Annotated in this window: 27 protein-coding genes; 9 read left to right on the forward strand and 18 right to left on the reverse strand. The window is 50.4% G+C overall.

All coding sequences use genetic code 11. The annotated features are described in order from the left end of the window. Positions 1 to 17: 17 nt before the first annotated feature. The 3 genes from mtnA to ACE6F3_RS04850 are packed head-to-tail and all read right to left on the reverse strand — an operon-like array spanning position 18 to position 3068. On the reverse strand, positions 18 to 1022 hold the full coding sequence (gene mtnA / locus ACE6F3_RS04840) for an S-methyl-5-thioribose-1-phosphate isomerase (protein ID WP_324665362.1): 1005 nt from the start codon (positions 1020 to 1022) through the stop codon (positions 18 to 20). Between the two features lies 1 nt (position 1023). Further along, positions 1024 to 2121: an ABC transporter permease gene (locus ACE6F3_RS04845; RefSeq protein WP_324665360.1), complete on the reverse strand. Its 1098-nt coding sequence runs from the start codon at positions 2119 to 2121 to the stop codon at positions 1024 to 1026. Beyond that, positions 2118 to 3068 (reverse strand): ATP-binding cassette domain-containing protein, encoded by a 951-nt coding sequence (locus ACE6F3_RS04850; protein WP_324665358.1) that lies wholly within the window; start codon positions 3066 to 3068, stop codon positions 2118 to 2120. Before ACE6F3_RS04850 ends, ACE6F3_RS04845 begins: the two co-directional genes overlap by 4 nt. Positions 3069 to 3160: 92 nt before the next feature. Between ACE6F3_RS04850 and ACE6F3_RS04855 the strand changes: the two genes are divergently transcribed. After that, positions 3161 to 3583 carry a MaoC family dehydratase N-terminal domain-containing protein gene (locus ACE6F3_RS04855; RefSeq protein WP_324665356.1) on the forward strand — a complete coding sequence of 141 codons (423 nt, stop codon included), beginning with the start codon at positions 3161 to 3163 and terminating at the stop codon, positions 3581 to 3583. Continuing rightward, positions 3580 to 3993, forward strand: coding sequence for a MaoC/PaaZ C-terminal domain-containing protein (locus tag ACE6F3_RS04860; RefSeq protein ID WP_324665354.1), 414 nt, complete (start codon positions 3580 to 3582; stop codon positions 3991 to 3993). Before ACE6F3_RS04855 ends, ACE6F3_RS04860 begins: the two co-directional genes overlap by 4 nt. Here ACE6F3_RS04860 and ACE6F3_RS04865 read toward each other — a convergent pair. From ACE6F3_RS04865 to ACE6F3_RS04885, 5 genes are read right to left on the reverse strand one after another with little or no spacing between them, the layout of a single operon-like run. Beyond that, on the reverse strand, positions 3980 to 4540 hold the full coding sequence (locus ACE6F3_RS04865) for a GNAT family N-acetyltransferase (protein WP_324665352.1): 561 nt from the start codon (positions 4538 to 4540) through the stop codon (positions 3980 to 3982). The two genes, ACE6F3_RS04860 and ACE6F3_RS04865, sit on opposite strands and share 14 nt — an antisense overlap. Positions 4541 to 4544: 4 nt before the next feature. Continuing rightward, entirely contained in the window at positions 4545 to 5495 is a 951-nt protein-coding gene (locus ACE6F3_RS04870; RefSeq protein WP_324665350.1) for a HEAT repeat domain-containing protein, read from the reverse strand. Continuing rightward, positions 5495 to 6325 (reverse strand): PAC2 family protein, encoded by an 831-nt coding sequence (locus ACE6F3_RS04875; protein WP_324665348.1) that lies wholly within the window; start codon positions 6323 to 6325, stop codon positions 5495 to 5497. Before ACE6F3_RS04875 ends, ACE6F3_RS04870 begins: the two co-directional genes overlap by 1 nt. Positions 6326 to 6338: 13 nt before the next feature. After that, on the reverse strand, positions 6339 to 7640 hold the full coding sequence (locus ACE6F3_RS04880; protein WP_077975131.1) for a TldD/PmbA family protein: 1302 nt from the start codon (positions 7638 to 7640) through the stop codon (positions 6339 to 6341). 1 nt (position 7641) lies between these two features. Next, positions 7642 to 9018 (reverse strand): TldD/PmbA family protein, encoded by a 1377-nt coding sequence (locus ACE6F3_RS04885; protein ID WP_392654556.1) that lies wholly within the window; start codon positions 9016 to 9018, stop codon positions 7642 to 7644. A gap of 137 nt (positions 9019 to 9155) precedes the next feature. Between ACE6F3_RS04885 and glmM the strand changes: the two genes are divergently transcribed. From glmM to glmS, 4 genes are read left to right on the forward strand one after another with little or no spacing between them, the layout of a single operon-like run. Further along, positions 9156 to 10448 carry a phosphoglucosamine mutase gene (gene glmM, locus ACE6F3_RS04890; protein ID WP_324665342.1) on the forward strand — a complete coding sequence of 431 codons (1293 nt, stop codon included), beginning with the start codon at positions 9156 to 9158 and terminating at the stop codon, positions 10446 to 10448. A 1-nt stretch (position 10449) separates the two neighbouring features. Continuing rightward, positions 10450 to 11652: a bifunctional sugar-1-phosphate nucleotidylyltransferase/acetyltransferase gene (gene glmU / locus ACE6F3_RS04895; protein ID WP_324665340.1), complete on the forward strand. Its 1203-nt coding sequence runs from the start codon at positions 10450 to 10452 to the stop codon at positions 11650 to 11652. Between the two features lie 15 nt (positions 11653 to 11667). Then, a complete protein-coding gene (glmU, locus tag ACE6F3_RS04900; RefSeq protein ID WP_324665339.1) occupies positions 11668 to 12849 on the forward strand; it encodes a bifunctional sugar-1-phosphate nucleotidylyltransferase/acetyltransferase in 1182 nt (393 codons plus the stop codon). A 1-nt stretch (position 12850) separates the two neighbouring features. Continuing rightward, a complete protein-coding gene (glmS, locus tag ACE6F3_RS04905; protein WP_324665337.1) occupies positions 12851 to 14632 on the forward strand; it encodes a glutamine--fructose-6-phosphate transaminase (isomerizing) in 1782 nt (593 codons plus the stop codon). 7 nt (positions 14633 to 14639) lie between these two features. Here glmS and ACE6F3_RS04910 read toward each other — a convergent pair whose 3' ends face one another. Together ACE6F3_RS04910 and ACE6F3_RS04915 are read right to left on the reverse strand one after the other, a co-directional pair. Beyond that, positions 14640 to 15092: a YbhB/YbcL family Raf kinase inhibitor-like protein gene (locus ACE6F3_RS04910; RefSeq protein ID WP_041341495.1), complete on the reverse strand. Its 453-nt coding sequence runs from the start codon at positions 15090 to 15092 to the stop codon at positions 14640 to 14642. Between the two features lie 11 nt (positions 15093 to 15103). Beyond that, the gene (locus tag ACE6F3_RS04915) at positions 15104 to 15808 is read right to left on the reverse strand and encodes an HAD family hydrolase (RefSeq protein WP_324665334.1); all 705 of its coding nucleotides are present in this window, start codon (positions 15806 to 15808) and stop codon (positions 15104 to 15106) included. Positions 15809 to 15947: 139 nt separating this feature from the next. Here ACE6F3_RS04915 and lysA point away from each other — a divergent pair, with 139 nt between their 5' ends. Genes lysA through ACE6F3_RS04930 form a run of 3 tightly spaced genes read left to right on the forward strand, consistent with a single transcriptional unit; the run spans position 15948 to position 19122 of the window. After that, complete coding sequence (lysA, locus tag ACE6F3_RS04920) at positions 15948 to 17252, forward strand: diaminopimelate decarboxylase (RefSeq protein WP_324665332.1); 1305 nt, start codon at positions 15948 to 15950, stop codon at positions 17250 to 17252. Between the two features lie 14 nt (positions 17253 to 17266). Further along, entirely contained in the window at positions 17267 to 18286 is a 1020-nt protein-coding gene (gene holB / locus ACE6F3_RS04925; protein WP_324665330.1) for a DNA polymerase III subunit delta', read from the forward strand. A gap of 2 nt (positions 18287 to 18288) precedes the next feature. Continuing rightward, a complete protein-coding gene (locus ACE6F3_RS04930) occupies positions 18289 to 19122 on the forward strand; it encodes a stage 0 sporulation family protein (protein WP_077975139.1) in 834 nt (277 codons plus the stop codon). Here the strand turns inward: ACE6F3_RS04930 and ACE6F3_RS04935 are convergent. From ACE6F3_RS04935 to ACE6F3_RS04970, 8 genes are all read right to left on the reverse strand, one after another. Further along, complete coding sequence (locus ACE6F3_RS04935) at positions 19108 to 19641, reverse strand: HNH endonuclease (RefSeq protein WP_324665328.1); 534 nt, start codon at positions 19639 to 19641, stop codon at positions 19108 to 19110. The genes ACE6F3_RS04930 and ACE6F3_RS04935 overlap by 15 nt on opposite strands. Before the next feature lie 71 nt (positions 19642 to 19712). Further along, the gene (locus ACE6F3_RS04940) at positions 19713 to 21125 is read right to left on the reverse strand and encodes an ATP-binding protein (protein WP_324665326.1); all 1413 of its coding nucleotides are present in this window, start codon (positions 21123 to 21125) and stop codon (positions 19713 to 19715) included. Continuing rightward, positions 21049 to 21759 (reverse strand): DnaD domain protein, encoded by a 711-nt coding sequence (locus tag ACE6F3_RS04945; protein ID WP_324665324.1) that lies wholly within the window; start codon positions 21757 to 21759, stop codon positions 21049 to 21051. The genes ACE6F3_RS04940 and ACE6F3_RS04945 overlap by 77 nt, the downstream gene beginning before the upstream one ends. Further along, positions 21756 to 23132 carry a replicative DNA helicase gene (dnaB, locus tag ACE6F3_RS04950; RefSeq protein WP_010936317.1) on the reverse strand — a complete coding sequence of 459 codons (1377 nt, stop codon included), beginning with the start codon at positions 23130 to 23132 and terminating at the stop codon, positions 21756 to 21758. The genes ACE6F3_RS04945 and dnaB overlap by 4 nt, the downstream gene beginning before the upstream one ends. Next, the gene (gene rplI, locus ACE6F3_RS04955; protein ID WP_010936318.1) at positions 23133 to 23588 is read right to left on the reverse strand and encodes a 50S ribosomal protein L9; all 456 of its coding nucleotides are present in this window, start codon (positions 23586 to 23588) and stop codon (positions 23133 to 23135) included. It abuts the gene before it with no gap. A gap of 69 nt (positions 23589 to 23657) precedes the next feature. Beyond that, the gene (gene trxB / locus ACE6F3_RS04960) at positions 23658 to 24578 is read right to left on the reverse strand and encodes a thioredoxin-disulfide reductase (RefSeq protein ID WP_324665317.1); all 921 of its coding nucleotides are present in this window, start codon (positions 24576 to 24578) and stop codon (positions 23658 to 23660) included. Then, positions 24559 to 25602 (reverse strand): phosphate acyltransferase PlsX, encoded by a 1044-nt coding sequence (plsX, locus tag ACE6F3_RS04965; protein ID WP_010936320.1) that lies wholly within the window; start codon positions 25600 to 25602, stop codon positions 24559 to 24561. The genes trxB and plsX overlap by 20 nt, the downstream gene beginning before the upstream one ends. 39 nt (positions 25603 to 25641) lie before the next feature. Then, positions 25642 to 26493, reverse strand: a complete 852-nt coding sequence (locus tag ACE6F3_RS04970) for an acyl-CoA dehydratase activase (RefSeq protein ID WP_324665315.1) — start codon at positions 26491 to 26493, stop codon at positions 25642 to 25644. Between the last annotated feature and the right edge of the window lie 7 nt (positions 26494 to 26500).

The following is a 26500-nucleotide window of genomic DNA, read 5'->3' on the forward strand; positions in this document are numbered from 1 at the left end:
TAGCATGGCAGATGCGACTAATTTTTAGCCTCTCGCCGTATTATCCCGTTTTCAGTTATAAAAGCGGTTATGAGGTTAGCCGGAGTTACGTCAAAAGCGGGGTTGGCCACCGCTATGTTTTCCGGGGCTATGCGCTGCCCCCTTATTTGGGTTATTTCCTCAGGTTTGCGCTCTTCTATAACTATATCCCGGCCTGATTCAATGGATTTATCAAAGGTGGAGCTGGGTGCGGCTACGTAAAAGGGTATACCGTGAGCCAGCGCCAGCACTGCCAGAGAGTAAGTGCCTATCTTGTTGGCGGTGTCTCCGTTTTTGGCAATACGGTCTGCCCCCACTACCACCGCGTTGATTACTCCTTTTTGCATAAAGTGTCCGGCCATACTGTCGGTAATCAGTTTAAAGGGTATGCCGGCTTCTTTCAATTCCAGTGCGGTCAGGCGTGCCCCTTGAAGAAGGGGGCGGGTTTCGGTGGCAAAGGCAGAAATATTTTTGCCCTGCTGATGGGCGGTTATAATCACCCCCAGAGCCGTGCCGTAACCGGCCGTTGCCAGCGGGCCTGCGTTGCAGTGGGTGAGCACTGTCCAGCCGGGTTGTATCAGCTCCGCCCCGAAGGCGGATATTTTGCGGCTGGCCTCTTCTTCTTCATGGTGGATTTTTACCGCTTCTTCTATCAGAGATATTTTTACCTGTGAAACATCTGTCCCCGAAGCCACCACATGGTCCATGCGTTCTGCCGCCATAAACAGGTTTTTAGCGGTAGGGCGGGTGGAGGCAATCTCTGCTGATACCTGCTGGTAAAGGGGCAGAAACTCACTGCAATATTGGGTTTCTATGCCCAGTGCCCCCAGAGCTATGCCGTAAGCGGCGGCTACGCCTATGGAGGGTGCGCCCCTTACCCTAAGGGTCTTGATGGCCTCGGCAACGGCGTGGTAGTCATTTAGTTCCAGGTATTTTTCTTCCAGCGGCAACAGGGTTTGGTCAAGTATTATCAGGCGGTTATCCCGCCACTCAATTGCTTTCATATCAGCTGCGCATAGTCCTTCCGAATATTATTGTCCCCAGGGCGAAGATAGCTACTGTCCAGACGGCCAGTATGCCTATTTCACTGCTTACGGCCGAAAAATCTGCCCCTCGCAGGATTACCAGGCGTGATGCCTCAATGGCATGGGAGTAGGGGAAGGCGTATCCCAGCCCTTTGAGTATGTCCGGCATAAACTGGATAGAAAACCAGGTGCCGGATACCATGGCCAGCGGCATGGAGAAAAACCAGCTGATAGATTCTGACTGGTTTTCGCTCTTGGAAAAACCGGCAATCACCATCCCGATACCTATACTGGATAGCCCGGTCAGGAAGAATATCAGGAAAGCCAAAGCTATATTACCCGTTATATCCATGCCAAACAGGTAACCCAGCAGCATAAAAAATATTATCTGGATTATACAGATAAAGGTCATGCTAAGCGAATACCCCAGTATAAAGTCCACGGGACGGCTGGGAGTGGTCAGCATTCTTGACATAAATCCTTTTTCTTTATCCCGCACCATTATTCTGGCGGAAGTGGGGATAAGGATGAGCAGCCCGAATACAATAATGCCGGGGGAGATAAAATCTATGTTGGTTATCTTGTTTTCAATATTTACCGGCTGGGCATTTATGCTCAGGGGTATTTCTATTTTGGCAAAGGCGCGGCAAACTGCGTTCAGCTGTGAGAGGATTTCACCGGCGGCCTGTATATCACTTTCATCATAGGTCACGTCCAGATATATATTGCCGTTTTCACCCGTCCAGAGTTTGCTTACTTCTTCCCCAAAGCCGGCCGGTATTATTATATATGCCCGTATGTCAGACTGTTTCAGTTTGGTCAGGGCTTCGTCAGGGGTATTTATATAGCTGATTTCATAAGCGGGTACGTTCGGCAGGGCTTCATCTGCAAAGGCAATTGAAACGGGTGTTTGGTCTTCATCTATTACCCCAATCTGGTAGCTGGCACTGCCTTCACCGGAGAAAGCAAAACCGAAAAGAAGCATGAACATAAGGGGGAAACCCAGCAGGAAACCCAAAGCCATGGGGTCACGGTAAGTTTCCTTTAGGGCGCGGATACCCAGTTGCCAGAATCTCATGGCCGCAGCTCCTTTCCGGTCAGTTTCAGATAAACATCTTCAAGGCTGGGGTCTTTTATCTGGGCAGAGCGGATAACTGCCCCGGCATTTTGCAGCCGGTTTACTATTTCGTTAAACTCCAGGTGTTCCGCCGAAACGGAAAGAGTGCCGCCTGATAACTCCACCTTGGGGTAGAAAGTTTTTAAATCGGCTATTATTTTCTGGGAAATATTAAAGGCCTGTATCTTCATGGTGGGCTCTTTTATAAGGCTCTGTTTCAGCTCAACCGGTGTCCCCAGTGCCACTATTTTGCCCTGGTCCATAATGCCTATGCGGTCTGCCAGCTGGTCTGCTTCCTCCATATAGTGGGTGGTAAGGAGTATAGTTTTTTGACCCTTCAGGGATTTTATATATTCCCACATGGCGTGGCGTACCTGGGGGTCCAAGCCCAGAGTGGGTTCATCTAAAAAGACTACATCCGGATTGTGGATAAGTGCCATCATTATGCTCAGGCGGCGTTTCATGCCACCTGAAAAGGTGCGTACCTGGCTTTTGGCCCGGTCTTCCAGCCCCATTATTTCCAGAAAGCGGGGTATCCATTCCTTCAGTTTTTCGGGGGCTACCCCGTTCAGCCTGCCGAAAAGTTCCAGATTTTCCACCGGGGTAAGGTGGTCTGAAATGGCGGTTTCCTGGGGGGAACTGCCAATAGTAGACTTAACCTGGTAGCTTTGGGTATTTATATCAAAGCCCATTATCCGGGCTGTTCCGGCGGTGGGTTTCAGCAGGCAGCAGAGCATATTTATGGTAGTGCTTTTGCCTGCCCCGTTGGGGCCCAGCAGGGCAAACAGTTCACCCTTGCGGATATTCAGGTTAAGTTTCTCCACTGCCAGAAGCTGCCCGTATGAGCGGCTTAAATCTGCGGTTTCAATAGCCGGTATTTCCGGCGGTGCTTTTGAAGTGGCGGCCATTTGTATGCCTCCCATCTCAAATAATGGCCTATTATAACATAAGGCAGCCATTATTTTGACAAAATGCCGGGTTGTATTATAAGCTTGGCCGAATGCAAGACATAAAATATACTCTGGAAGATTTACGGGCTAACCCCGGCTTGAGGTTACCGCCTCTTAAGCTGGTGATTGAGCGGGGTATGGTTGAGCGTTTTTGCCGGGCTGTTGGGGATGATATGAATAACTGGCAAACTGAGGCACCTCCCTCACTGGCACTTACTCTGGGTTTCGGGCAGATGCTGGAAGCTATCTCGGCGGATGATATTACCGTTCTTCATGGCTCAAGTGAGCTGGAAAGCCTAAAACCCCTTGAAATAGGGCAGGAAGTGGTGGTGGAGACCAGTTTGCTAAGTTTAAGGGAACGTCCGGGCAAAATGGGGCTTTCGTCATTCCTTAATTTTGAAATGCAGGTATCAAATAACAAAGGGGAGCTGCTGGCCAGGGTTTGCCAGCTGGCTATAGTATATTCGGCATGACCAGTGTTTTTGAAAACATAACCGAAGGGCAGGAAATAGCCTGCCAGATGCTTGCCCTTAGCAGCCGTGACCTGGTTATCTGGGCGGGGGCTTCGGGGGACTATAACCCCATTCATTATGATAAAGACATAGCTTTGAAAAAGGGCTTAGGCGGGGTGGTAGTGCCGGGGCAGCTGGTGGGGGCTATACTTGGCAGTCTGGCCTCCCGTTTTGCCTGCCCCTCAGGCAGGCTTGCCAAACTGTCTGTCAGTTATAAAAAGATGATGCCTTTGGGTGAAAACCTGGTTTTGAAAGGTATAGTATACTCAAAGGCAGATACACCTAAAAGCAAAAGTCTTAGCCTGAAACTCTGGGCGGAAGATACGGTTGGTGATAAAACGGTAACGGCGGCGGCTGTTATACTTTATTAGGCTGGCAGTCTTCAGCCAGCATGTCTTTGTTTTTCAGCCAGTCTGCTTTTAAAAGTTCCATAAGTAAAAACCGGTACTGGCCTGATTCCTTTTCTGCGAAAGGTTTGAAGCCGCATTTTTTAAAGCATAACTGGGCACGGCTATTGTCATGCAGGGTTTTCAGGTGGAGTCTTTTCAGCTTAAGCCCTTTAAATGCATAGTCAATCATCTGCCTCAGGGCATCACTGCCGTAATCCTTCCCCCAGTACTCTTTTTGACCTATCATTATGCCTACTTCTGCTTCGGCGGCAGCGCTGTCCAGATTGTAGCAGGCACAGTAACCAATGTATTCCCCCTTCAGGGTTTCGATGCCGAATTGCACCCGCAGGGCTAAAGAATTTTCCAGCACGAATAAATATTCACCCAGAAAGGTTCTGAAGGGTATTGTCAGAGGCTCGGCCGCATCCAGGCGGCTTAGCTCCGGGTCAGTTTGCCAGACATAATCCAGCGAGGCATCTTCCAAACGCTTGTCTCTCAGCCGGGTCAGCTTTCCCTGAGTGTATATCACAGCCTTATTCTTCCGGTTTAATGGCCGGCAGGCCGGAAGCGGATTCCTCTGCCTCTATATCTGCCAGAGCGGTGGTTATCATCTCACGGACAGCCTGGCTTGTGGTATGCTCCAGACTTTCTGTCAGCCCCTTTTTGGCATTTTTGCCGCCTATCTTGGCCAGTGCCTGGATTGATGCCAGCTGGACTTCCATGTCAGAGTCCTCAATCAGGGAGATAAGTTTAGGTACGAAACTTTCCATGCCCAGTTCTCCGGCGGCTACAGCGGCTTCATAGCGGAGGTCATTATTATCACTGTTCAGTTCAGAGGTTATTACCGATTCCCACTGCCTGCCGGCATTCTGCCCCATAGAATAAACGGCACCTATTCTCAGCAGGTGCTCGGGGCAGTTGTAGGCCTGGGAGATAGCCATGGTTACCTGCGGCTGACCGAAAGGCGAAACTGATTCCAGCGCCCTGCGTCTCAGTTCCAGCGGCAGTTCGGTATTTTGGAAAATGGCCAGCAGACTGGTTTGCAGCAGCTGGCTGGTTTTTTCCGGCAGCTGGCCGAATTCACCCATAAGGCTGTAACGCCCCAGGGTGGCGGTTGCGGCTATGCGGACTTCTATAGACGGGTCTTCATTGGCTAAAGACAGCAACTGGTCAATAAGTGAGGGGCGGTTACATTCCCAAAGGCCGTCAATGGATTTGGCGCGCACTTCCGGGTTGGGGTCATGCATAGTACGCAGAAAAATACTTTCAAAATCAAGTGACACATCATCTTCGGCCAGCTCACCCAGACGGCTGACTATATCCAGCCGTCTTTCGGGGCTAAGACGTATCCAGAAATCCTTGAAAGCGGCTATTTCCTGGCTATTGAGGTCAGACAGCAGGGCTAAATCTGTGTGCTTAAGGCCGGTGCTTTCATCTGCCAGCCTGTCAAAAATTTCGGTTATTTCGGTATTTTCCTGGCTCATCAGTTGTTACTCTCTTCCTCGTTGTCATCATCGTCATCATTATCAAGGTCATCATCGTCGTCTTCACCGCTTTCCCAGATAGGTTCGGTAAAGTAATCTATATAATCTTCCATGGCTTCGGCTGCAATCTGGGATACATGCTGCTTGGCCTCAGAGGCTATCTGTTCCAGTTCGCTTATGTCCACTTCCAGCTGGAGCAGTTTGGACAAAATCTGAACAATTACCAGGGCTGCCATGGGGTTTTGAAGACGGGAAGCGTAGCTGGGTACTTCGCCCAGCAGGCAGACCCCGTCTATATTGCGTTCTTTGGCTACCCCCAGCAGCAGGCCGTTCAGGCCGGAAATCTGGAGGTTGCCGCTGCCGCTCAGCCCCCGTTCTACCAGTTCATTGGCTACCTGGGGGTTGGTACCCACTGCCCATGCCCGCGGCTGTTCGCTGTGGTGAATACGGGTCAGGGCGGCGGCAAAGGTATATATCTTTTTAACGCCGAAACGCTGCCCCACGTCCAGAATAAGGTTAGCCAGTTCGTAACTTTTGGCAGAAGGCTGGTCTTCCCCTATGAATAAGATAATATCGTTATCCTGTTTGTTTTTCAGGTAATAAAAGCGGTTTTGGGGAAACTGGGGTTCTTCCACTACCCCGTCTTTGACCAGTACGCCGATAGGGTCAAAAAAACTGGGGGAATCTATTTCGGCCAGCTCCTTAAACTCCAGTTTGCGTGCCAGATAGGTAGCCACAATAAGGGCGACATTGCTTATGCCCGGCCAGGCGGCAAGCAAACAGGGAGACTTTAATTTGGGCCTGGAATTAAGCTTGTATTTTTTGTCCATATATCTGTCTCTCTTATTTGGAAGCTACAGACAGCTTCGGGAAATATATGGACGGGCTGAAAAGCTCACCGTCCAGCCAGCGTCCGTCACTGCCAATGGCGTTTATGGTTTTAAGTGCATTGTATATATTCCCGGAGAGCATGGTGTCTTTTACTCTTCCGGCAATCTGGCCGTTTTCTATCTTGTAACCCAGCAGGACGTTGCCGGAGAAATCTCCGCCCAGCACATTTCCCTGTTCCGCCCCCATCATAAATTCCACTATCAGGCCTTCTTTTATACCTGAAACCATTTCTTCAAAAGAAACCGTGCCGGGCTTTATCATCAGGGCGCTGAAACCGGGCGCAGGCTGTCCGCCATGCCTTTCGGCGTTTCCGGTGCTTTTGGCTTTGGCCAAAGCGGCGGTGCGGAGGTCATAAATAAAGTTTTTAATAACCCCGTTTTCCACCATGGGGGTTATCTGGCTGGCGGTGCCTTCATCATCAAAGGGGCGTGAATTCGGGCTGAAACTCTGGGTAGGGTCATCAACCAGACTAAAGGCAGGGTCAAACATCTGCTCACCCAGTTTGCCGGCCAGCGGAGATGCTTTTTCCTGTACCAGCTTGCCGTTAAGTGCGGCAGACAGGGCCGGGATAATGGTGCTACCTACCCCGTGGGGGGTAAAAATAACCGGCATTTCCCCGCTTTGCAGAGTTACATTCCGGCTGGCACGTTCAAGCTGTTTGCCAACCAGATTTACTACTTCGCTGCCGGAGCGGATAGGGCGGCAGGAGCTAAGCCCGTCACCTACAAAAAGCATATCCGTGCCCCGTACCAGCGTGCCTTCCAGCCCCATGGAAAAATGGCTTTTTTTATAGCTGATATCAGCCCCGCTGGTATTCAGCAGGCGTATCCTGAGGGTGCTTTTGGCAAGGCTGGCACTGCAGACCAAATCAGGGTTTATTTCAAGCAGCCCGGTTATCATATCTTTGCCCAGCTTTACCATCTCCTCCAGACTTACCGTCTCTACCTCAGGGTCAAATATTTTGACCTCAGGGCAGGTTTGGGTGGCCGGGAACTGGAAACGGGCCGTCTGACCGTAAGCGGCTGTTTCCAGAGCCATATCAGCCAGTTTCGGCCAGTTGGCCGGGTTGGAGCTGGCGGCATAACCTATTTTGCCGTCTTTGATAATCCGCAAAGCCAGGCTAAGGCTCTGTTTAGACTCAATATTTTTCAGCTGGTTAGCTTCGAAATGAATGGGGGCGGATTCAGATTCCACCATAAAACATTCGGCCTGTTCAGCCACTTTTTTAGCTTGCTCAATTATTTTTTCAAGCATATCAGGCACCACCTACCAGGCATTTCTGAATACGGATATGGGGTGAGCCGTTGGAAACCGGCAGGGGAGACTGGCCGCCCTTGCCGCAGCCGCCGCCCTGGTTCATATCCAAATCATTGCCTATCATATCTATATTATGCAGGGTATCAAATACATTTCCGGACAGAACCACCGGGCGCAGGGCTTCGGCTATCTTGCCATCCCTTATCATATAGGCCTCTCCGGAGGAGAAAGTAAACATTTCCATGCTGGTAGTTCCGCCGTACCAGTTCTTTACATAAATACCTTCTTTTACCCCGTCCAGCATTTCTTCCAGAGTGGAAGTGCCGGGCTCTATATAGGTATTACTCATACGTACAATGGGGGCATAGCGGTATGATATGGCTCTGGCATTGCCGGAAAGGGGCTCATTCATTTTGGCGGCAGTCTCACGTGAGTGAAGGCGGCCGCTGAGCTTGCCCTCGCGGATAAGGTAATTTTTGGTGGCGGCTACCCCTTCGTCATCATATTTATAGCTGCCCCGTAGGTCCGGCATGGTGGGGTTGTCCACAATATTCAGTATTTTCGGACCGAATTTTTTGCCCAGCACCATTACTTCCCGCATCTGGGGGTTTTCATATATATGGTCTGCTTCGGACAAATGGCCGAAGGCCTCGTGGACAAATACCCCCGCCAGTATGGGGTCAAGTATTACGGTGTATTCGCCGCCTTTGACTTTGGGGGCGGTGAGCAGTTTTACGGCATGTTCGGTCATGTCTTTTATCTGGGAGTGCAGCCCGGTTATGGCATTGTAATCTCCGCGGCTGCCTACCGAGATATTTGACTGCTGGAGTTCGCCGTCTGCCGAAGCAATGGCAGTGGCGTTGAAATTTATATCTGCGCGTGACTGCTCTATGACACTGCCGCGGGAGTTTACGTAAAAGCGACGGCGGTAGCCGTCTGAAAAGCGGATAAAAGATGTTTTTATGCCTTTGGTTTGCCAGATAAGGTCTTTATATTCGTCCAGCACCCGTTTCTTATCTTCAAGCGGGCGTTCCACCGAGCTTTGAGACAGTTCATCCGGCTGGGCGTATGTAACCGAAGGAGCAGACGCAAACTGGCTCTGGGCAGAACCGGCCAGGGCAGCCTGATGGATTGCCTGGTCTATCCGCTTCTGGATATCATCCAGACTGTTAAAGCTTACAAAACCCCAGCCGCCATTTACCAGCGCCCGGATATTGCCGCCCAGGTCACTGCTGCGTCCGGCAGTATCCAGGTTTTGCCCCCGGTAAGAGATATAGCTGCCGGAGCTTTCTTCCAGGTGGATTTCCAGATAGTCTGCCCGGTAGTGGTAAAGCTGTTGGGAAAGTTCATGGGCAATATTTCTGAGTTCAGTCAAGGTGGTCACCTTTAGAGAGTATTCTAACTTAAGTTTAAACTGGGGCAGTTGGCTTGTCAATTTATTGTTCAGTTTTCAGCCTTAATAGCCGGGCGGGCATTGACTAATGATGGGTAAAAGGGCTAGGATTTAGCCGTATGGGATTATTCGGAACTTCCGGCATCCGCCGTTTGGTAGATGAGCGTTTAATGGAAATAGCTCTGAAGGTAGGGTTTTCAGTAGGAAAACGCTACCGGAGAGTGGTTTTGGCGGGTGACAGCCGCACTTCAACCCCGGCTATCAAACGCATACTCAGCGGGGCGCTGGTTTCCGCCGGGGCAGATGTAGTTGATATAGGATTGGTGCCTACGCCTACCTTGGCCTTTATGGTCCGGGATTTTGATGCCGGTCTGATGGTAACCGCTTCACACAATACGGCTGAATACAACGGTATCAAGTTTCTTAATCCTGACGGCTCGGCCTTCAGTTACCTGCAGCAGCAGGAAATAACCAAAGATGTTGAATCAAGCCGTGCCCACTCCATGAAGTGGGACAGTTTCGGCCAGATAAATGCCTTTCCCTCTACTGTTGAAAAACATATGGAGCATATACTTGGTTATTTGCCGGACAAATGCCGTCTTAAGGTGGTGGTGGATTGCGGCGGCGGGGCGGCATCCGTTATAACCCCTTGGCTGCTTCAGCGTATGGGCAGCCGGGTGATTTCTCTGAATGATACTACCCACGGCTTTTTCCCTCACCCGCCTGAACCGCTGGCTGAAAATCTTAGCGGGCTGATACAGACCGTCAAAGAAAGCGATGCTGATTTGGGTATTGCCCATGACGGTGATGCCGACCGGATGGTAGCGGTGGATAAGCACGGAAACTTTATTTCGGGCGACAAGATGCTGGTGCTTTTTGCCAGAGCTGCCAGGGCAGACAAGGTGGTTACCACTCTGGATGCTTCTATGGCAGTAGACGAGATGGGGTTTAAGGTTATCCGTACGGCTGTGGGTGACAACTATATTTCCGAGGAACTTAAACGGCAGGGTAACTTCGGTGGCGAGCCCTGCGGTGCCTGGGTCTTTCCCGAAAGCTCTCTTTGTCCTGACGGTATTTATGCCGCTGCCAGACTACTAAACCTGGTTTCTCACCAGCCCCTTTCAGAACTTATTTCGGATATACCGGAATATTCCATGAAGAGAGGCAGTGTGGAAGGCAGCGGTTTGAATCTGGCCCTGGTTGAGGAATCACTCCAGTGCCTGAATCCTCTTTCCTCCAGCCTGCTGGACGGTATAAAATTAAACCTGAAAGATGGCTGGCTGCTTATCCGCCCTTCGGGTACAGAGCCTAAAATCCGCCTGACGGCCGAAGCCAGAACACCTGAGTACTGTGAGACTATTTACCAAACCGGGCTTAAGTGCCTGAAGAGCTGTCTTTCCCGGGAGAAATAAAATGAAGGCAGTCATATTGGCAGCGGGCGAAGGCAGCCGCATGCGTCCGCTTACATTTACCCGCCCCAAGGTTATGCTGCCCATTGCGGGCAAGCCTATTTTGGAGCACCTCTTACTGGAGGTCAGCGCTGCCGGTATCACGGAGTTTATACTGGTGGTGGGTTACCGTGATGAACAGGTGCGTTCGTATTTTGCAGACGGTGCCAGGTGGGGGCTGAAAATTAGCTATTGCCAGCAGACCCGTCAGCTGGGTACCGCCCACGCCTTAAAGCAGCTTGAAAAGCAGCTGCAGGCTGATTTTCTGGTTATGAACGGGGATATACTGGCAAAATCAGCCGATATCGCCGCTCTGGCGGCATCTTCCGAAACTACACTGGGTGTTTTTGAAGCATCAGACCCCAGCCGCCTGGGGGTGCTTGAAACAGACGGCAGCCGGGTAAAACGTATCCATGAAAAATCCGCAAATCCCCCCACCAATCTGGCAAATGCCGGTCTGTATTTCTTTACCCCAGGGATATTTACCGCCATAAACAATACTCCGCTATCACTTAGGGACGAATATGAAATAACCGCATCTATACAGATGCTTATTGACAGTGGCCTGGCGGTGGGTTACCGCCCGCTTACTTACTGGCAGGACGTCAGCTACCCGTGGGATTTGCTTGACCTGAATGCCTCCATGCTTAAAAGCCTTAGCCAACGTATTTGCGGCCAGGTAGAGGAAAATGCGGTTATCAGGGGGGCGGTGGAAATAGGTGAAGGCAGCCTTATCCGTTCGGGGGCGTATCTGGAAGGGCCGGTAATCATAGGCAAAAACTGTGATATAGGCCCGAATTGTTATATCCGCCCGGCAACCTCCATAGGGGATAACTGCCGGGTTGGGGCTTCGGTTGAGATAAAAAACTCTATTATTATGGATAATACCAAAATACCTCACCTGAATTATGTGGGGGATAGTGTTATCGGGCAAAACTGCAATCTGGGTGCCGGAACCAAACTGGCAAACCTGCGTTTTGACGGCGCGGATATTACAGCCGGGGGTGTCAATACCCGCCGCCGCAAGCTGGGTGTGGTCTTGGGGGATGGGGTTGAGACCGGTATTAACGTAAGCCTTAATCCGGGCGTCCTTATAGGCTCAGGCAGCCGTATAGGGCCCGGTGCGGTTGTGAGCGGGGTTATTGAACCGAACTCATACATCGGCTAAGGCGGGGAGTGAAATATGAAACAGGCAGTTATACTGGCGGCCGGTGAAGGGCAGCGCCTTCGGCCTTTTACCTCAAGCAAGTCAAAGGTTATGTTGTCTATTGCGGGTAAGCCACTGCTTGAGTACGTTATTGAATCTCTTGCCCGAAACGGTATCCGGGATATTATTCTGGTAGTGGGTTATAAACGTGAGCGTATCTTTGATTATTTCGGAGATGGCGGGCATCTGGGGGTAGAGATAACCTATGTCAGTCAGCCAAACCAGCTGGGTACAGCCCATGCCCTTAAGCAAACCAAAGACAAAATCAGAGGGGATTTTCTGGTATTAAACGGAGACCAGCTTATTAGTCCCGCAACCATAGGTGATTTTGTAAAAGAGCCGCCCCAGGCTGTTATGGTAAAAGCTATAAACGGTGAAGACCCCAGACGGTACGGGGTGGTAAGCTCTTCGGGCAGGCGTTTGACCTCTATAGAGGAAAAACCCAGTATAGCTAAGAGCAATTTGATAAATACCGGCATTTACTCCTTTTCAACCTGGGTGTTTGACTATATTGCTGAGCATCTGGATATCCCGATGGTCTTGCAGTCCATGATTAAAGACGGGCTGGATGTACGGGTAGCAGAAAGCCGGGGTGTCTGGTTGGATATAGTCTACCCGTGGGATATGCTCTCACTTAATGCAGTTGTCTCAGATACACTCAAGCCGGGCGTAGCCGGTACTATTGAAAGCGGCGTGGTGATGAAAGGGCCGGTGCTTATCGGCAAAAATACGGTTATCCGCTCAAATTCATATATTACAGGCCCGGTGATAATAGGTGAGGGTTGTGATATCGGGCCGAGTGTCTGTATTTACCCGTCCACCAGTATTGCAGACAATGTCACCATTGCCCCTTTCTGCCAGATAAAAAACAGCCTTATTTACAGCGGTAACAGTATCGGGGTGGCTTCGGTTATTGAAGATTCGGTTATAGACCGGGGCTGTGTGATTCGCGGCCAGTTCAGCGCCCCTTCCGCCGAGGTGGAAACCCGCATAAATGATGAATTACATAAAATAAAAGTAGGTACTATGATGGGTGAAGACTGTATGGTGGGGAACGGTGCAGTTCTTCAGGGCGGTACGGTGGTGGGAAATTCCAGCCGTATAGCCCCTTTAAAAACCCTGTCGGGCAGTATACCTGACGGCAGTCTGGTGGTCTAGAATGTGCGGTATAGTGGGTTACACCGGTAAACGCCAGGCACAGGCTGTTTTATATGATTGTCTGTGCCGTCTGGAGTACCGCGGGTATGATTCCTGCGGCATAGCCGTAAACACGCCTGAGGTGCAGGTTTTTAAAGATGCAGGCAAAGTCCGTAACATACTTCAAAATGCCCCCCGGTTTGAGGGTACAGCCGGTCTGGGGCATACCCGCTGGGCTACCTGCGGTGAACCAACCCGGATAAATGCCCACCCCCACACAGACTGCACCGGCAAAATCAGCCTGGTGCATAACGGGGTAATAAATAACTATGCCCAACTCCGCAAACGGCTTGAGGCTAATGGCCACAAGGTTGTTTCAGATACGGACACCGAGCTTATTGCCCATTTGATAGAGGAGTACGATAAAGGAAACCTGGAAGAAGCCGTCCGTCAGGCAGTGAAGGAGATAGATGGCTCTTATGCTCTGGTGGTGATGCGTTCCGGGGATAATACCCTGGTAGCCGTGCGGAAGGATAGTCCGCTGGTTATCGGGGTGGGGGACGGTGAGTATCTGGTAGCTTCAGATGTGCCTGCTATTTTAGGATATACCAACCGGGTTATATATCCGGAAGAGGGGGATATTGCCGTTATCAGCCCGGACAGCCTGAAAATAAACCGGAATGGCGAATATATTATTCCCCGTGTAGAGAAGATAAACTGGACGCCGGATGAAGCCCAGAAGGGCGGCTACAGCCACTATATGCTTAAAGAAATACACGAACAGCCGCAGGTGATTCAAAATACCCTGATAAATATGCCCCTGACGGAGTCTTTTTATAAATCCCCGCTGCTGGAGCAGGGCCGTAAGACAGGCATACTGTTTCTAGCCTGCGGCAGTTCATACCATGCGGCTCTGACCGGCCGTTATCTGGTAGAGGAACATTTGAATATACCTGTCCGTCTGGAGGTGGCTTCAGAGTTCAACTATATGCAACATTTACCGCCCTGCAAACTGGCTGTGGTGCTTAGCCAGTCTGGCGAAACCGCAGATATTTTGCGGGCCATGCGCCGTTTAAAGCAAGCCGGTTGTATGATAGTGGCCATAACAAACGTAGCCGGCAGTACGGCTGCTCGTCTGGCAGACCATGTTATATATACTCAGGCTGGGCCGGAAATAGGGGTAGCAGCTACCAAGAGTTTTATTGCCCAGCTGGTAGTCCTGTACGCTTTGTGTTTTGCCTGTGCTTCTGCTGCCAGCCCGCGTTATCAGGATTATCTAAGCACTATGCGGCTTTTACCCGGTGCTGTCCAGAAAATACTGGGCAGCCATCAGAATATTAAAGATGCGGCTATAGAAGTAGCCAAAGCTAAAAGTGCCTTTTTTATAGGACGGGGGATTAACTACCCTATTGCCCTGGAGGGTGCTTTGAAACTAAAGGAGATTTCGTATATCCATGCGGAGGGCTATGCTGCCGGGGAACTGAAACACGGGCCGTTTGCCCTGCTTTCTCCGGAAACGCCGGTGCTGGCGTTGGTTAGCCGTGACCAAACCTATGAAGCCATGTTGACCGGGCTGCGGGAAATAAAGGTACGGCGCGCACCTTTGATTGTTATCGGTGAAGACGGAGACGACCAGCTTGAACAGCTGGCAGACCGGGTGATAAAAATTCCGCCCTTCAACCGGCTGTTCAGTCCCATACTCTTTTCAGTAGTGCTTCAGCTGCTGGCATTTTATGCGGCCTATGAGCTGGGGTGTGACATAGATACCCCCCGCAATCTGGCTAAAAGCGTCACAGTAGAGTAGGTATTTCTCAGGCTACAAACAGGCCGGTAAGGTCTGTCTGGTCAATTATATGCCCTTCCATGGCCTTGATAAGGTCTGCCTGGTGGTTTCCGGCTTTCAGCCGCAGCACTGTATCCAAAGCAAACAGGCGGAAATGATAGTGGTGCACCCGGTTGGGCGGAGGATAAGGTCCTGTATAGCCGGTTTCTCCGGCGCTGTTTAAACCCTGACGTATACCGTCAGGCAGGTTGGGCTCAGTGGGAACAGCTTCGGGCAGACCCTCCCTGTCAGGCGGGATATTGTAGATAAGCCAGTGGGTAAATGTTTTGGAGGCGTCCGGGTCTTCCAGTATAAGGGTCAGGCTTTTAGTGCCTTCTGGCAGCTTCATCCACTCCAGAGGGGGCGAAATATTGCCGCCCAAACCGGAGTAACGGCGGGGAATATACTCTCCGCAGGCAAATGCACTACTACCCAGAAGCATATCCGCCTCCTCTAAGTATTGTCTATGCAATACTCCAGCTCAGCCAGACCGGTTATCCTGCGGCAATCTTTCAAATCCAGATAACAGTTACGCCGGTCAAGCAGAACGGGGTTCAGCCCGACATTCATTGCTCCCATATAATCTACCTGATACTGGTCACCTATGTATAGTACTTCTTTGGCGGTCAGGCCGCTTTTTTTCAGGGCTGCCTGAAAAATAAGGGGATTGGGTTTAGTTGCGCCCACCTCCTGAGAAATCACCACCGTTTCCAGATATTTATTTAATCCGGTTTTGTTAAAAAGTTCGGACATATCTTTCTCGGCGTTTGAAATAAGCCCTATTTTCAGGTTGCGCTTTTTCAGGTTTTCCAGGCAGGGTATTACATCCTGATAGAGGGTCATCTCCCATTTCAGGTTTTTCCAGCGGCTAATCAGGTTATTTATAAGCTCAGGTTTGGGCTCAATACCAATTTCCTCAAGGATAATCCGGTAATAGTGGCTCCAAACCGCCATTTGTTCCGCTCTTTCCCTCAGGCTTATAGGTTTTTGGGCATTTTGCTGGTAAAAATATTCGTCAGCCTTGTTCACGGGCAGGTAGAGGCCATCTTCATTTATTGTGTAGCCCAGTTCGGCAAGCAGCTTAACCGTCATCTCCTCGCGGCTGGGCTGGTATCCTATCAGGGTATTATACAGGTCAAAGAAAACACCTTTTATCATCTGGCACTCCAGGATATTATTTTATGCTTAATTCTAGTCTAATAAAATAAATTAAAGCAAATTTGAACGGACGGTGGGTTTAGTTAACATGGCAATCTTCATTGACGCAGTTGCTTTAGCACTGGTATGATAAGCAATTATGGAACCAAGAATACAGGTATTCCCCAAAAACACTGAAGTAAAAAATAACCGCCTGGTTATCGGCGGTGTAGATGTTGCCGGGCTTTGTGCCAAATACGGCACGCCCCTGTACGTTTTTGACGAGGCTACTATCCGCCAGAACTGCCGTGACTTTAAACGGGAGTTTTCCCGCCGCTACGCAGACAGTTCGGTGAGTTATGCCTCAAAAGCCTTTTTGCATCCGGCCTTGCTGAAAATACTGGCCGAAGAGGGTATGAGTCTGGACGTGGTTTCCGGCGGGGAGCTGTCTATTGCCAGCAGCGCCGGTTTCCCTATGGATATGGTCTATTTCCATGGAAATAACAAATCTGCTGATGAACTCAGGCTGGCACTCCGTCTGCATGTTGGGCGGATTGTGGTAGACAGCTTTGATGAAATCAAACTGCTGTCAAAACTGGCGGATGAGAGCGGGCATATTCCGGATATACTCCTCAGGCTTACCCCGGGAGTAGATGCCCACACCCATCACCATATTACTACCGGCAAGCTGGATTCCAAATTCGGTTTCCCCCTGTTTCAGGCAGCCGAAGCGGTAGGTTTGGCTATGGCGCAGGCCAGTCTGAATCTGGTCGGTTTCCATTTCCATATTGGTTCCCAGATATTTGAAACCCAGCCCTTCCTTGATGCTATAGATTTGGTGCTGGAATTTGCCGCTCAGGTTCAGGAACGCTATGGTTTTGACATAGAGGAGCTGGATATCGGCGGCGGTTACGGCGTTCAGTACGAAGTGGATAAACCTGCACCTCAGATATCAGTTTATGCGGAGGCTATCGGCGCTAAGATTGTCTCCAAGTGCCACAGCTTAAAGCTGACTCCCCCCAGCCTTAATATTGAACCGGGGCGGGCTATCATAGCTCAGGCAGGAGTGGCCTTGTATACGGTGGGGGTTATTAAAGATATTCCCGGTATCCGGGTGTATGCCTCGGTGGACGGGGGCATGGGTGATAATATCCGCCCGGCTTTGTATGAGGCAAAGTATGAGGCGGTGGCGGCAAATAATGTCCAGTCTTCAGAAAAGCAAAAGGTAACTATAGCAGGCAAGTTTTGCGAATCCGGTGATATACTTATAACCGATATTGAGCTGCCTGTCCTCAAGACAGGTGATATACTGGCAGTGCCCTGCTGCGGGGCTTACTGTTTGCCTATGTCCAGCAATTACAACGGCTATCAGCGCCCGGCTGTAGTGATGCTGAAAAATGGTGAAGACCGCCTGATACGGCGGCGCGAAACTGTGGAAGACCTTAGCCGTCTGGATTCGGTCTAAGCCGGGTTTCTTATATGTGGCAGATAATAGGTCAGGACAAGGCAGTCTCCTTCCTCTGTAACAGCCTCAATCAGGACAAGCTTTGCCACGCCTATGTGTTTTACGGCCCGTCCGGGGTGGGTAAGAAACGGATGGCACTTAGTTTTGCTCAGGCGCTAAATTGTCAGGCTGCCTCACCCCCATGCCAGGAATGCCCGGTATGTGAGCGCATCACGGCCGGAAACTTTCCGGATGTTATCCATATAGAGCTTCTTTCAGCCGAAGATTCCTCTGACGGCAAAGCTAAGGCCGAAATAGGGGTTAAACAGGTAGAGGATATCCAGCACGCCGCCAGTTTGCCCCCGTTTGAGGGCAAGTACAAGGTTTTTATTATCCATCAGGCTGAAAAGCTGTCAGTAGAATCTTCAAACCGCCTTCTGAAAACGCTGGAAGAGCCGGGTTCTCAAAATATCTTTATTTTGCTGACTGCTGATAAATCACTCCTGCTGCCCACGGTTTTATCCCGCTGCCAGATTTTGGAATTAAAATATGCCGAAACCGGTCTTATCCATGAGGCATTTATTAAACAAGGTTTGGATGAAGAAAAAGCTGAACTTTTGTCTCACCTGAGTTATGGCCGGGTGGGCTGGGCTATGGAAGCAGCCTCAAACTCCGAAATTTTGGAAGAACGTAAAACTAAGATTGACAAGATTATGCGGGTACTGGGGCAGGACGAAGAAGACCGTTTTAATTATGCCGCTGATGTTTCAAATCTGTTTGGTAAAAACCGGGCAGAGGCTGAAGAGGTACTGGATATGTGGCTGGGGCTTTTTCGGGATATGCTGCTACTTAAGGCTGATGCCGGCCAAAACATGACTAATATTGATTATAAAGATATACTATATCAGGCCTGTGGCGGGCTTGGGCTTGTGGATATACGTGCGGGTATAGATAATATACTTAAGGCCCAAATCCAGCTGCGGGCAAATGCCAACCCCAGGCTTTGTCTGGAAGTGCTTATGCTCAGTTTGCCCTTGGTAAAGGAAGGACTATAAAAATGGTTGATATTGTAAAGATACGCTACAAACAAGCCGGCAAGATATATTATTTTGACCCGGCCGGTTTTGAACTTTACCCGTATGACTGTGTAGTGGTGGAAACCAGCCGTGGCGAAGAACTGGGCTGGGTGGTTGCCTCTCCTTCACAGGTAGAGGAGAGCAGTCTGGAACAGCCGCTGAAGCCTGTTATCCGTCTGGCTACCGCTGAAGATATGGCCCGCGAACGCCAGCTGGAAGAGAAAAACCAGAGTGCAGTTTCGGAATGTGTGGAATTGGTAGACAGGCTGAATCTGCCCATGAAACTTATCAGGGCGGAATACAGTCTGGATGAAAACCACGTAACCATATATTTTTCAGCCGAAGACAGGGTGGATTTCCGCGAACTGGTCAGGGAAATTTCACGCAAGCTGAGAGTCAGGGTAGAGCTTCGGCAGATTGGCCCGCGGGATGAGGCTAAGATGGTGGGCGGTTACGGCCGGTGCGGACGGGAACTTTGCTGCTGCAGTTTCCTGAGTGAGTTTGACCCGGTGTCTATAAAAATGGCTAAAGAGCAAAATTTGCCGCTAAATCCCCAGAAGATTTCAGGTGTTTGCGGCAGGCTTCTTTGCTGCCTTGATTATGAATATGAAACCTACAAAGCCGCCAAGGCTAAGATGCCTAAGGACGGGCTGAAGGTAATCACCCCGGTAGGCAAAGGCGAAGTGGTCGGCGGCAATCCCTTGGAAGAAATGGTATTTGTACTGCTGGAAAGCGGGGCTAATGCCGAAGTGCCTTTGAAGGATATCCGCCCGGATAAAGAAGGCCGCCGCCCTGATGCCTCACTCCACCGTTAGTTTAGGTTCGTTTTCAAGCCCCAGGTAAGGCCGCCACTCATGGCGGATACTGCCGTTTGACCTGGGCAGTGAATATCCGTATCTGTATTGGGGTACTCCCGGCGTACTCAGAAGCTTCATATGGGCTTGTTCGGGAGTGCGTCCGGCTTTAAGGCGGTTGCAGTGCAGACAGGCGGTTACCACGTTTTCCCAAACATGGGGTCCCCCCTGATGCTTGGGGTTAACGTGGTCTATAGTCAGCTCCAGGTCTTTGCGTCCGCAGTACTGGCAGGTATGCTTATCCCGGCTGAATATTTCAGCCCGGTTCAGTTTGGGGCGGGGGGGCGGGTGCTTTATAAGGCAGGAGAGGCGTATAACTGAGGGCAGGGCAAAAAGGTCTTTTTCAGAGTGCCAGAAACCTGACCCGTTTTCCAGCATCTCGGCTTTGCTCTGGTAAACAAGCAAAACAGCCCTCCGTACGTGGCATACGTTCAGTGGCTGATAGTCTTGGTTTAAGACCAGTACCTGATGGTTGTCCATCAAACACCGCTTCCCCCTGAAAGATTAAGTTTATTCTAAACAAAATCCTCATATAGGGCAAGTTTGTTCGCTTAGCGTTGGGGGCGAGTAGTCCTGTTCAGACGGGATACCGGGCGCTGTTTTTGCTGGCCGGTGCTGTCACAGCGGAAGTTAGGGGCAGTGATGTTAAACACCATGCTTATCTGGGGGTCAACAAAGCGTGAGCTTATGGCCACTTCTATTTCACTCAGCGGGCATCTGGTGGTAATTACGGTGGGCAGACGGCGGTTATAGCGGTAATTTATTACCTGATATAGTTTTTCCTGAGCCCAGGGGGTGCTGGACTGTTCGCCGAAATCATCCAGTACCAGCAGTTTGGCGTTTTTAACCGCATCAAACATCTGGTCGTAAGAGGTTTTGCTCTCAGGGCTGAAGGTTGAACGCAGGTGGTCCAAAAATTCGGGTACGACCACGAACATGGCGGGTTTGCCCTGGCGGTAACGTTCGTTGACAATGGCTGATGCCAGATGGGTCTTGCCGCAGCCGGTTTCTCCTTGAAATACCAGCCAGCTTTCAGGGTTTCGGGAAAACTCCAGAGCCAGGTTGTAAGCTGCTTCTATATTCTGGCGTTGCTCAGGCGGCAGGTTTGAACGCTTGTGATCATAATTTTCAAAGGTCATTTTCTTTTGAAGCGCCAGAGCATTATCCCAGCGGTATTCCAGGGTGTCTTCCGGGTTTGAGGCAACCGGATATATCCTGGATACAGATTTATCCAGCAGACGGCTCTGGATACGGGAATCAAGCTCGTTTATAGGTGTAGACAGGGTGATAATAGTTGGCAGTTCCTGACTGAAACGGTAAGTAAGCAACTGGTCAAGTTTTTCTTTTGACCAGTCCGAACCGCTCTGGACGGTAAGGTCATCTATTATCAGCAGGGGGGCGTTCTTAAGTATGTCAAAGCTCTGGCTGTAAGCAGCCTCGCTGTCAGGTTCAAAAGACTTTTTCAGGTCATCTATCAGCTCGGAAGCCCTTTTATACAGTACCGGCTGCCCCATGGCAAGGCGTTTGTTGGCAATGGCGGCTGCGAGGTGGGTTTTACCCGCACCGCTTGGGCCGCTGAAAACCAGCCAGCCGGCGGGTTTAGAAGCAAAGTCCAGGGCGGCATTGTAGGCTTGGCTGAACATATTCTGGTTATGCGGTTCTTCGCTTTTACCCAGCGAATTCAGCTTTTCAAAGGTGTATTTTTGCAGACCTCCCAGACAGCTATAGGTCAGCAGCCGTTTTTCCCTGTCCGCACCGGATTCGGTCTGGGTGCACTGGCAGGGGATTACCCGGCTAAAATCCGTTACCCCTTCGGCGGAAACAGGGTACACGAACTTTGCCCCTTTACATAACGGGCATAAGTTTTCTTCGGCCGCTTTATCTGCCTTACCTTTGGACGAGGTGGTCGAAGAGCTGCCCTTTATATTTATCTGTTTCCCCAGTATGTCCTTTATGTGTTCCACTGCTTTTTCCCTGACTTGACCAATTTTCCAGTATTCGTTCTATATAACGCCAGTTGCGTTTATTCAGGCTGACCGCCTCTTTTATGGCTTCGGCAATCCATTCTTCGGGGTAGAGTTTTTCCGCCTCTTTCAGGTTATCTGCCAGCATGGGGGTCAGCATGCCTATATTCTGTTCGTAAAGTTTAAATATATTTGGCTGTTCGGCCTGGCCGCTTATTACTTCGGTTGAGGCTTCTTTTAAGCCGGGCAAAACCAGACTGCCGGTTTTTATCTTTTCCACCACTGCCGCTTCTGATTCAGTATTTACAAAATAAAGCTGGTGGGTGTGTTTGCCGCTTTTTACTTCCAGCCCCAGCAGGGTTCCCCGTTTTACGGCCATTTGGAGGGCTTTTTCCAGTGATTGCAGGCTTTCGTCCCGCGTTTTGCCCAGGGCTTTTACCAGGGTTTCTTCGGCTGCCAGTTCAGCCAGCGTGGTGTATCTGGGGTAGCCCTTCTTTGCCTGAATAAGGCTGAATACCGCCAGGCTTACTTTCAGTTCGGCCATATCTTCTATCAGGGGAGCTACCCGGTGGATAAAAAAGCGGGATACAGGGGTAAACTCCTGTCTGGCGGGGAATAACGGTGCATTGCTCATAAGAAGCTGGGCTCCGTGCTTGACCCCAGATTTTCAAAGCGGGTCAGGTCATGCCGGAAGCGGCACTTTACAGTGCCGATAGGGCCGTTACGGTGTTTGGCTATGATAATATCCGCAATTTCGCGCGGGTATTCCTGGTCAGGGTGGAGGTTTGCCCATTCATCTTCTTTGTAATAAAACTCGTCACGGTATATAAAGACCACTATATCCGCGTCCTGTTCAATAGAGCCTGATTCACGCAAATCTGAAAGCTGGGGCTGATGGGAGGAGCGGAACTCCGGGGCGCGGGAAAGCTGGGATATAGCTATAACCGGCACATTCAGTTCGCGGGCAATACCTTTCAGCGAACGGGAGATATAGCTTATTTCCTGCACCCGGTTTTCTTTGCCGCTGCCCTCACCCTGAATAAGCTGCAGGTAGTCCACAATAATAAGGTCTATATTTTGCTCGTAGCGCAGCCGCAGGGCTTTACTCCGTATTTCGGCCACCCTTATCTGGGGTGAGTCATCTATAAAAATGGGGGCTTCGGATAGTACGCCGATGGCATCCATTATTTTACGCTCTTCATCAGGGCTGCTTTCATTCAGGCGGATGGAACGTGAATTTACCGCAGCTTCGTTGGAAAGCAAACGCTGCACCAGAGATTCGCGGGACATTTCCAGGCTGAATATGGCGGTGCAAGCTCTTTGTTCAACCGCCGCATTCCGGGCAATATTCAGAGCCAGCGAGGTTTTTCCCATGGAGGGGCGTCCCGCCATAATGATAAGGTCTGAACGCTGCAGCCCGCCTAAGAAGGTATCCATGCCGGTCAGCCCGGTAAGGACATGGGGTATAGCCTGGTAACCCTCGCTGCCGGGTATGGGTACAGGTTCAAAATATTTATCCAGAATATTTTTAATATGGGTAAAGCCCAGACTGGAGCGTTCATGGCGCAGGCGGAATAGCAGGTCTTCGGCTTTGCCCAGTGAATCCGATACGTCAGGGTCGGCCTTAAATCCCAGTTCGCTTATTTTTTGGCCTGCCTCAATCAGCTGGCGCATGACTGAAAGACGGTAAACTATGCGGGCATAGTGTTCAATATCCAGTGAGGTAGGCACTACCGTAACCACATGGCTCAGGTAAGCTGACCCGCCGCATCTTTCCAGTTTGCCCAGCCGCTCCAGTTCCTGGGCTACGGTAACCTGATTGATGGCTTCACTCCGCCCGTAAAGGGACATACAGGCCTCAAAAATAAGGCGGTTAGATTCGGTAAAGAAATCCTGCGGCTTTAAGATGGGTATAATATCAAAAATAGCCTGCCCGTCTATCAGCAGAGAGCCGCTTACCGATTCCTCGGCATCTACATCATAAGGGGGCATTTTGGCATCAAGCAACTAAGTGTTCTCCTCAGCGGTGATTATCAGGTTTATTTTAGATGACAAATCTTTATTAAAACGGATAACTACCTCGTAGCTGCCCAGCTGGCGGATAGGTTCGGAGAGCTCCAGTTTGCGTTTGTCTATGGCTTTGCCGGTTTGTTTTTCAATCTCAGCGGCAATTACAGTGGTAGTAACCTGCCCGTAAAGTTTATCTTTTGCACCGGTCTTGGCCTTTATGCTTACGTTAGTGCCGTCAAGCTCTTTGGCTAACTGCGCCATTTCAGCTTCGGCTTTAGCTTTGCGGCGGTCTTCAGCCGCCTGTTTGGCTGCTATTTCGCTGGTTACCGAGGCAGAAGCGGGCATAGCCAGTTTATTGGGTATAAGATAATTACGGGCATAGCCGTCATTTACTTCTTTTACATCCCCGGTTTTCCCTCTGCCGGGTACATCTTTCAGAAAAGCAACCTTCATGCCAACCCCTTTTTAATTTATTATTATACTGGAAAAGCGGAGTAGTTTTGTACTCTTAAATAATATAATTTAGCGGTCAAGATAGCGTTTGGCGGAAAGGGCGGCAACTGCCCCGTCTCCGGCGGCAGATATAACCTGCCTTATTGAGCCGCTTCGGATATCCCCGGCACAGAGTATGCCGCTTACTGACGTTTCCATCTGGTCATTTACCAGTATGCTGCCGTTTTTGTCCATATCCACCACCCCCTTCAGATAAGCGGTATTCGGCTGTAAGCCCACGGCTACAAAAAGCCCGTTTACCGGCAGGTCAGATGTTTTTTGGGTTTTAAGGTTATTTAATGAGAGTGACTGGATGCTGTCTTTGCCGTTTATGGCGGTAATTACCGTATCCAGCACCATTTCAATATTGCCCTTGCTTTTTGCTTTATCTACTAATACCGCATCTGCCCGGAAACCCTGGCGGCGGTGAATCAGGTAAACTTTTTTTGCAAACTCTGACAGGTGCAGGGCTTCGTAAATTGCCATGTTCCCCCCGCCTACCGCCGCCACAACCTTGTCATTGTAAAAAGGGGCATCACAGGTGGCGCAGTAGGAAACACCCCGGCCTGAAAACTCCTCTTCGCCGGGAACGCCCAGCTTGTTGCGTTCGGTACCTCCGCAGATAATAATACAACGCCCGCTTAGCTTGCCCGCTTCGGTGCTAAGTTCAAAGCTGTCTTTGGTTTTATTAAGGGCAGTTACCTCTGCCGAAGTTATCTCCGCCCCGTATTTTTCGGCCTGTATTTGCATCTGCTGGGTCAGGTCAAAGCCGGTGATACCCTCCGGAAAACCGGGATAGTTATCCACTTTTTCCGAACGGGTTATCTGCCCGCCGATAAAAGCGCGTTCAATAACCAGTGTCTTCAGTTTTGCCCTGCCCGTATACAGGGCGGCAGTCAGCCCGGCCGGGCCTCCGCCTATAATTATTACGTCATACAGGAGTGGTGACATGGTTTTGTTCTCCTTCCGTAGCTGTTAGGGTGCGCAAGCGGACATCTTCGGCAATCAGTTTATCCACCCCTTTTTCGGCAGTGCGTTTAGCCAGCCCGATAGCATTTTTAATAGCTCTGGCATGGCTTCGGCCGTGGGCAACAATAACTGTTCCTTTTACCCCCAGCAGGCAGGCACCGCCGCATTCTTCAAAATCCATGCCTTTTACCATAGAACCCAAGCCCACGTCAGCCAGCAAAGCCCTGCCCCGCAGGTGGGCGGCACTGTCAATGGCATGGCCTACTTTCCGCAGCTTAAGCAGGGCATCCCCCAGCCCCTCCAAAGTTTTGAGTACAACGTTTCCGGTAAAGCCGTCTGTTACAATCACATCCGCTTTATTCAGGGAGATATCATGCCCCTCTATATTGCCGATAAAATTCAGCTGGCTTTTCTTGAGTAGCTGGTGGGTTTCCAGTGTTAGCTTGGTACCCTTAGCCTCTTCTTCGCCGTTATTCAGCAGCCCGATTCGGGGTTTTTCAAGCCCCAGCACTTGTTTGGCATAAATATTGCCCAGGTGGGCGAACTCATCTAGATGGTTGGGGCGGCACTCTGCATTTGCCCCGGCATCTATCAGCAGGGAAGGGATGTGGGGGCGGGTGGTGATGATGGCACCCAGTGCCGGGCGCTCAACCCCGTCTATTTTGCCCAGAATAAAAAAGGCGGCAGCCAGCACCGCACCGGTGTTACCGGCAGAGATGAAGGCATCTGCCTTGCCCTGTTTGACCAGAGAAGTGCCTATTACGATAGCTGACTTAGGTTTGCCCTTGATTGCCTCCACCGCGTGTTCGTTAAAGGTAATGGTTTGGGGGCAATGGACTATTTCTATAGGGTATTTCTTCAGGTAGTGCCCCGCATGGACGTGAATAACCTCTTTTTTACCCAGCAGGATAAGACCAATCTTGTACTCCTGGGCAGCCTTAAGCGCACCTTTTATGATTTCCTTCGGGGCGTAGTCACCCCCGTCTACATCTACCGCTATTATCATCTATATCCTCTTTGAAAATTCATCTTAATAAAACCGGGACTATACTTTCTCCCGGAGAAAAGGGGTTTCAAACCCCCGAAAGTTGGTGGGCTTGGCTGGACTATCCGTCTCTCTTTCCTGACAAAGCAGCAAAGCCGCACCCAAAGCCCCGGTTATTTCCGGCCGGGGCGGGACTATCAGTGAAAAACCAAGTTCTTCTTCAAAGGCTTTTTTCATAGCCGGGTTCCGGGCAACCCCGCCCTGAAAAACCACCGGCTGGCGGATTTCCTTATGCAGCCCCAGGTCATTCAGATAGTTTCTGACAAGAGCTTTACATAAACCGTAAACAATATCGGGACGGCTGCTGCCGGTTTGCTGGAAGTGAATCATATCTGATTCTACAAATACCGTGCAGCGCCCTTTAAGTTCAATAGGGTTTTGGCTGAAATGAGCCAGTTTCCCCATTTCCTCCAGTGAAAGGTTAAGCCTGCGGGATTGGTGTTCCAGAAAGCTGCCGGTGCCGGCGGCACAGACAGTGTTCATAGCAAAATCAGATACAAACCCGTTTTCCAGCAGGATAAGTTTGCTGTCCTGCCCGCCAATCTCTATTACTGTTTTTACTTCGGGTATCAGGTGGGCAGCCGCTTTGGCCTGTGAGCTGATTTCATTTTTGACCATATCTGCACCCACTGTTTCAGCTACCAGCTCACGGGCGCTGCCGGTTACGGCCACTCCCAGTACGCTGGTATCTTCCGGCAAACGGTGTTGTAATTGCCTCAGCCCCGTCCGCAGTGTACTTAACGGGTCTCCGGCTGTAGGCAGATATATCCAGTCTGCCAGTTCGGCAGACGGTGACAGGCATATTATTTTGGTAGATACGGAACCGCTGTCAATGCCCAGAAAAATGTTCATCTAAATA

It is taken from the genome of Dehalococcoides sp. THU4, assembly GCF_043231265.1.
GTDB classification, from domain to species: Bacteria; Chloroflexota; Dehalococcoidia; order Dehalococcoidales; family Dehalococcoidaceae; genus Dehalococcoides; species Dehalococcoides mccartyi.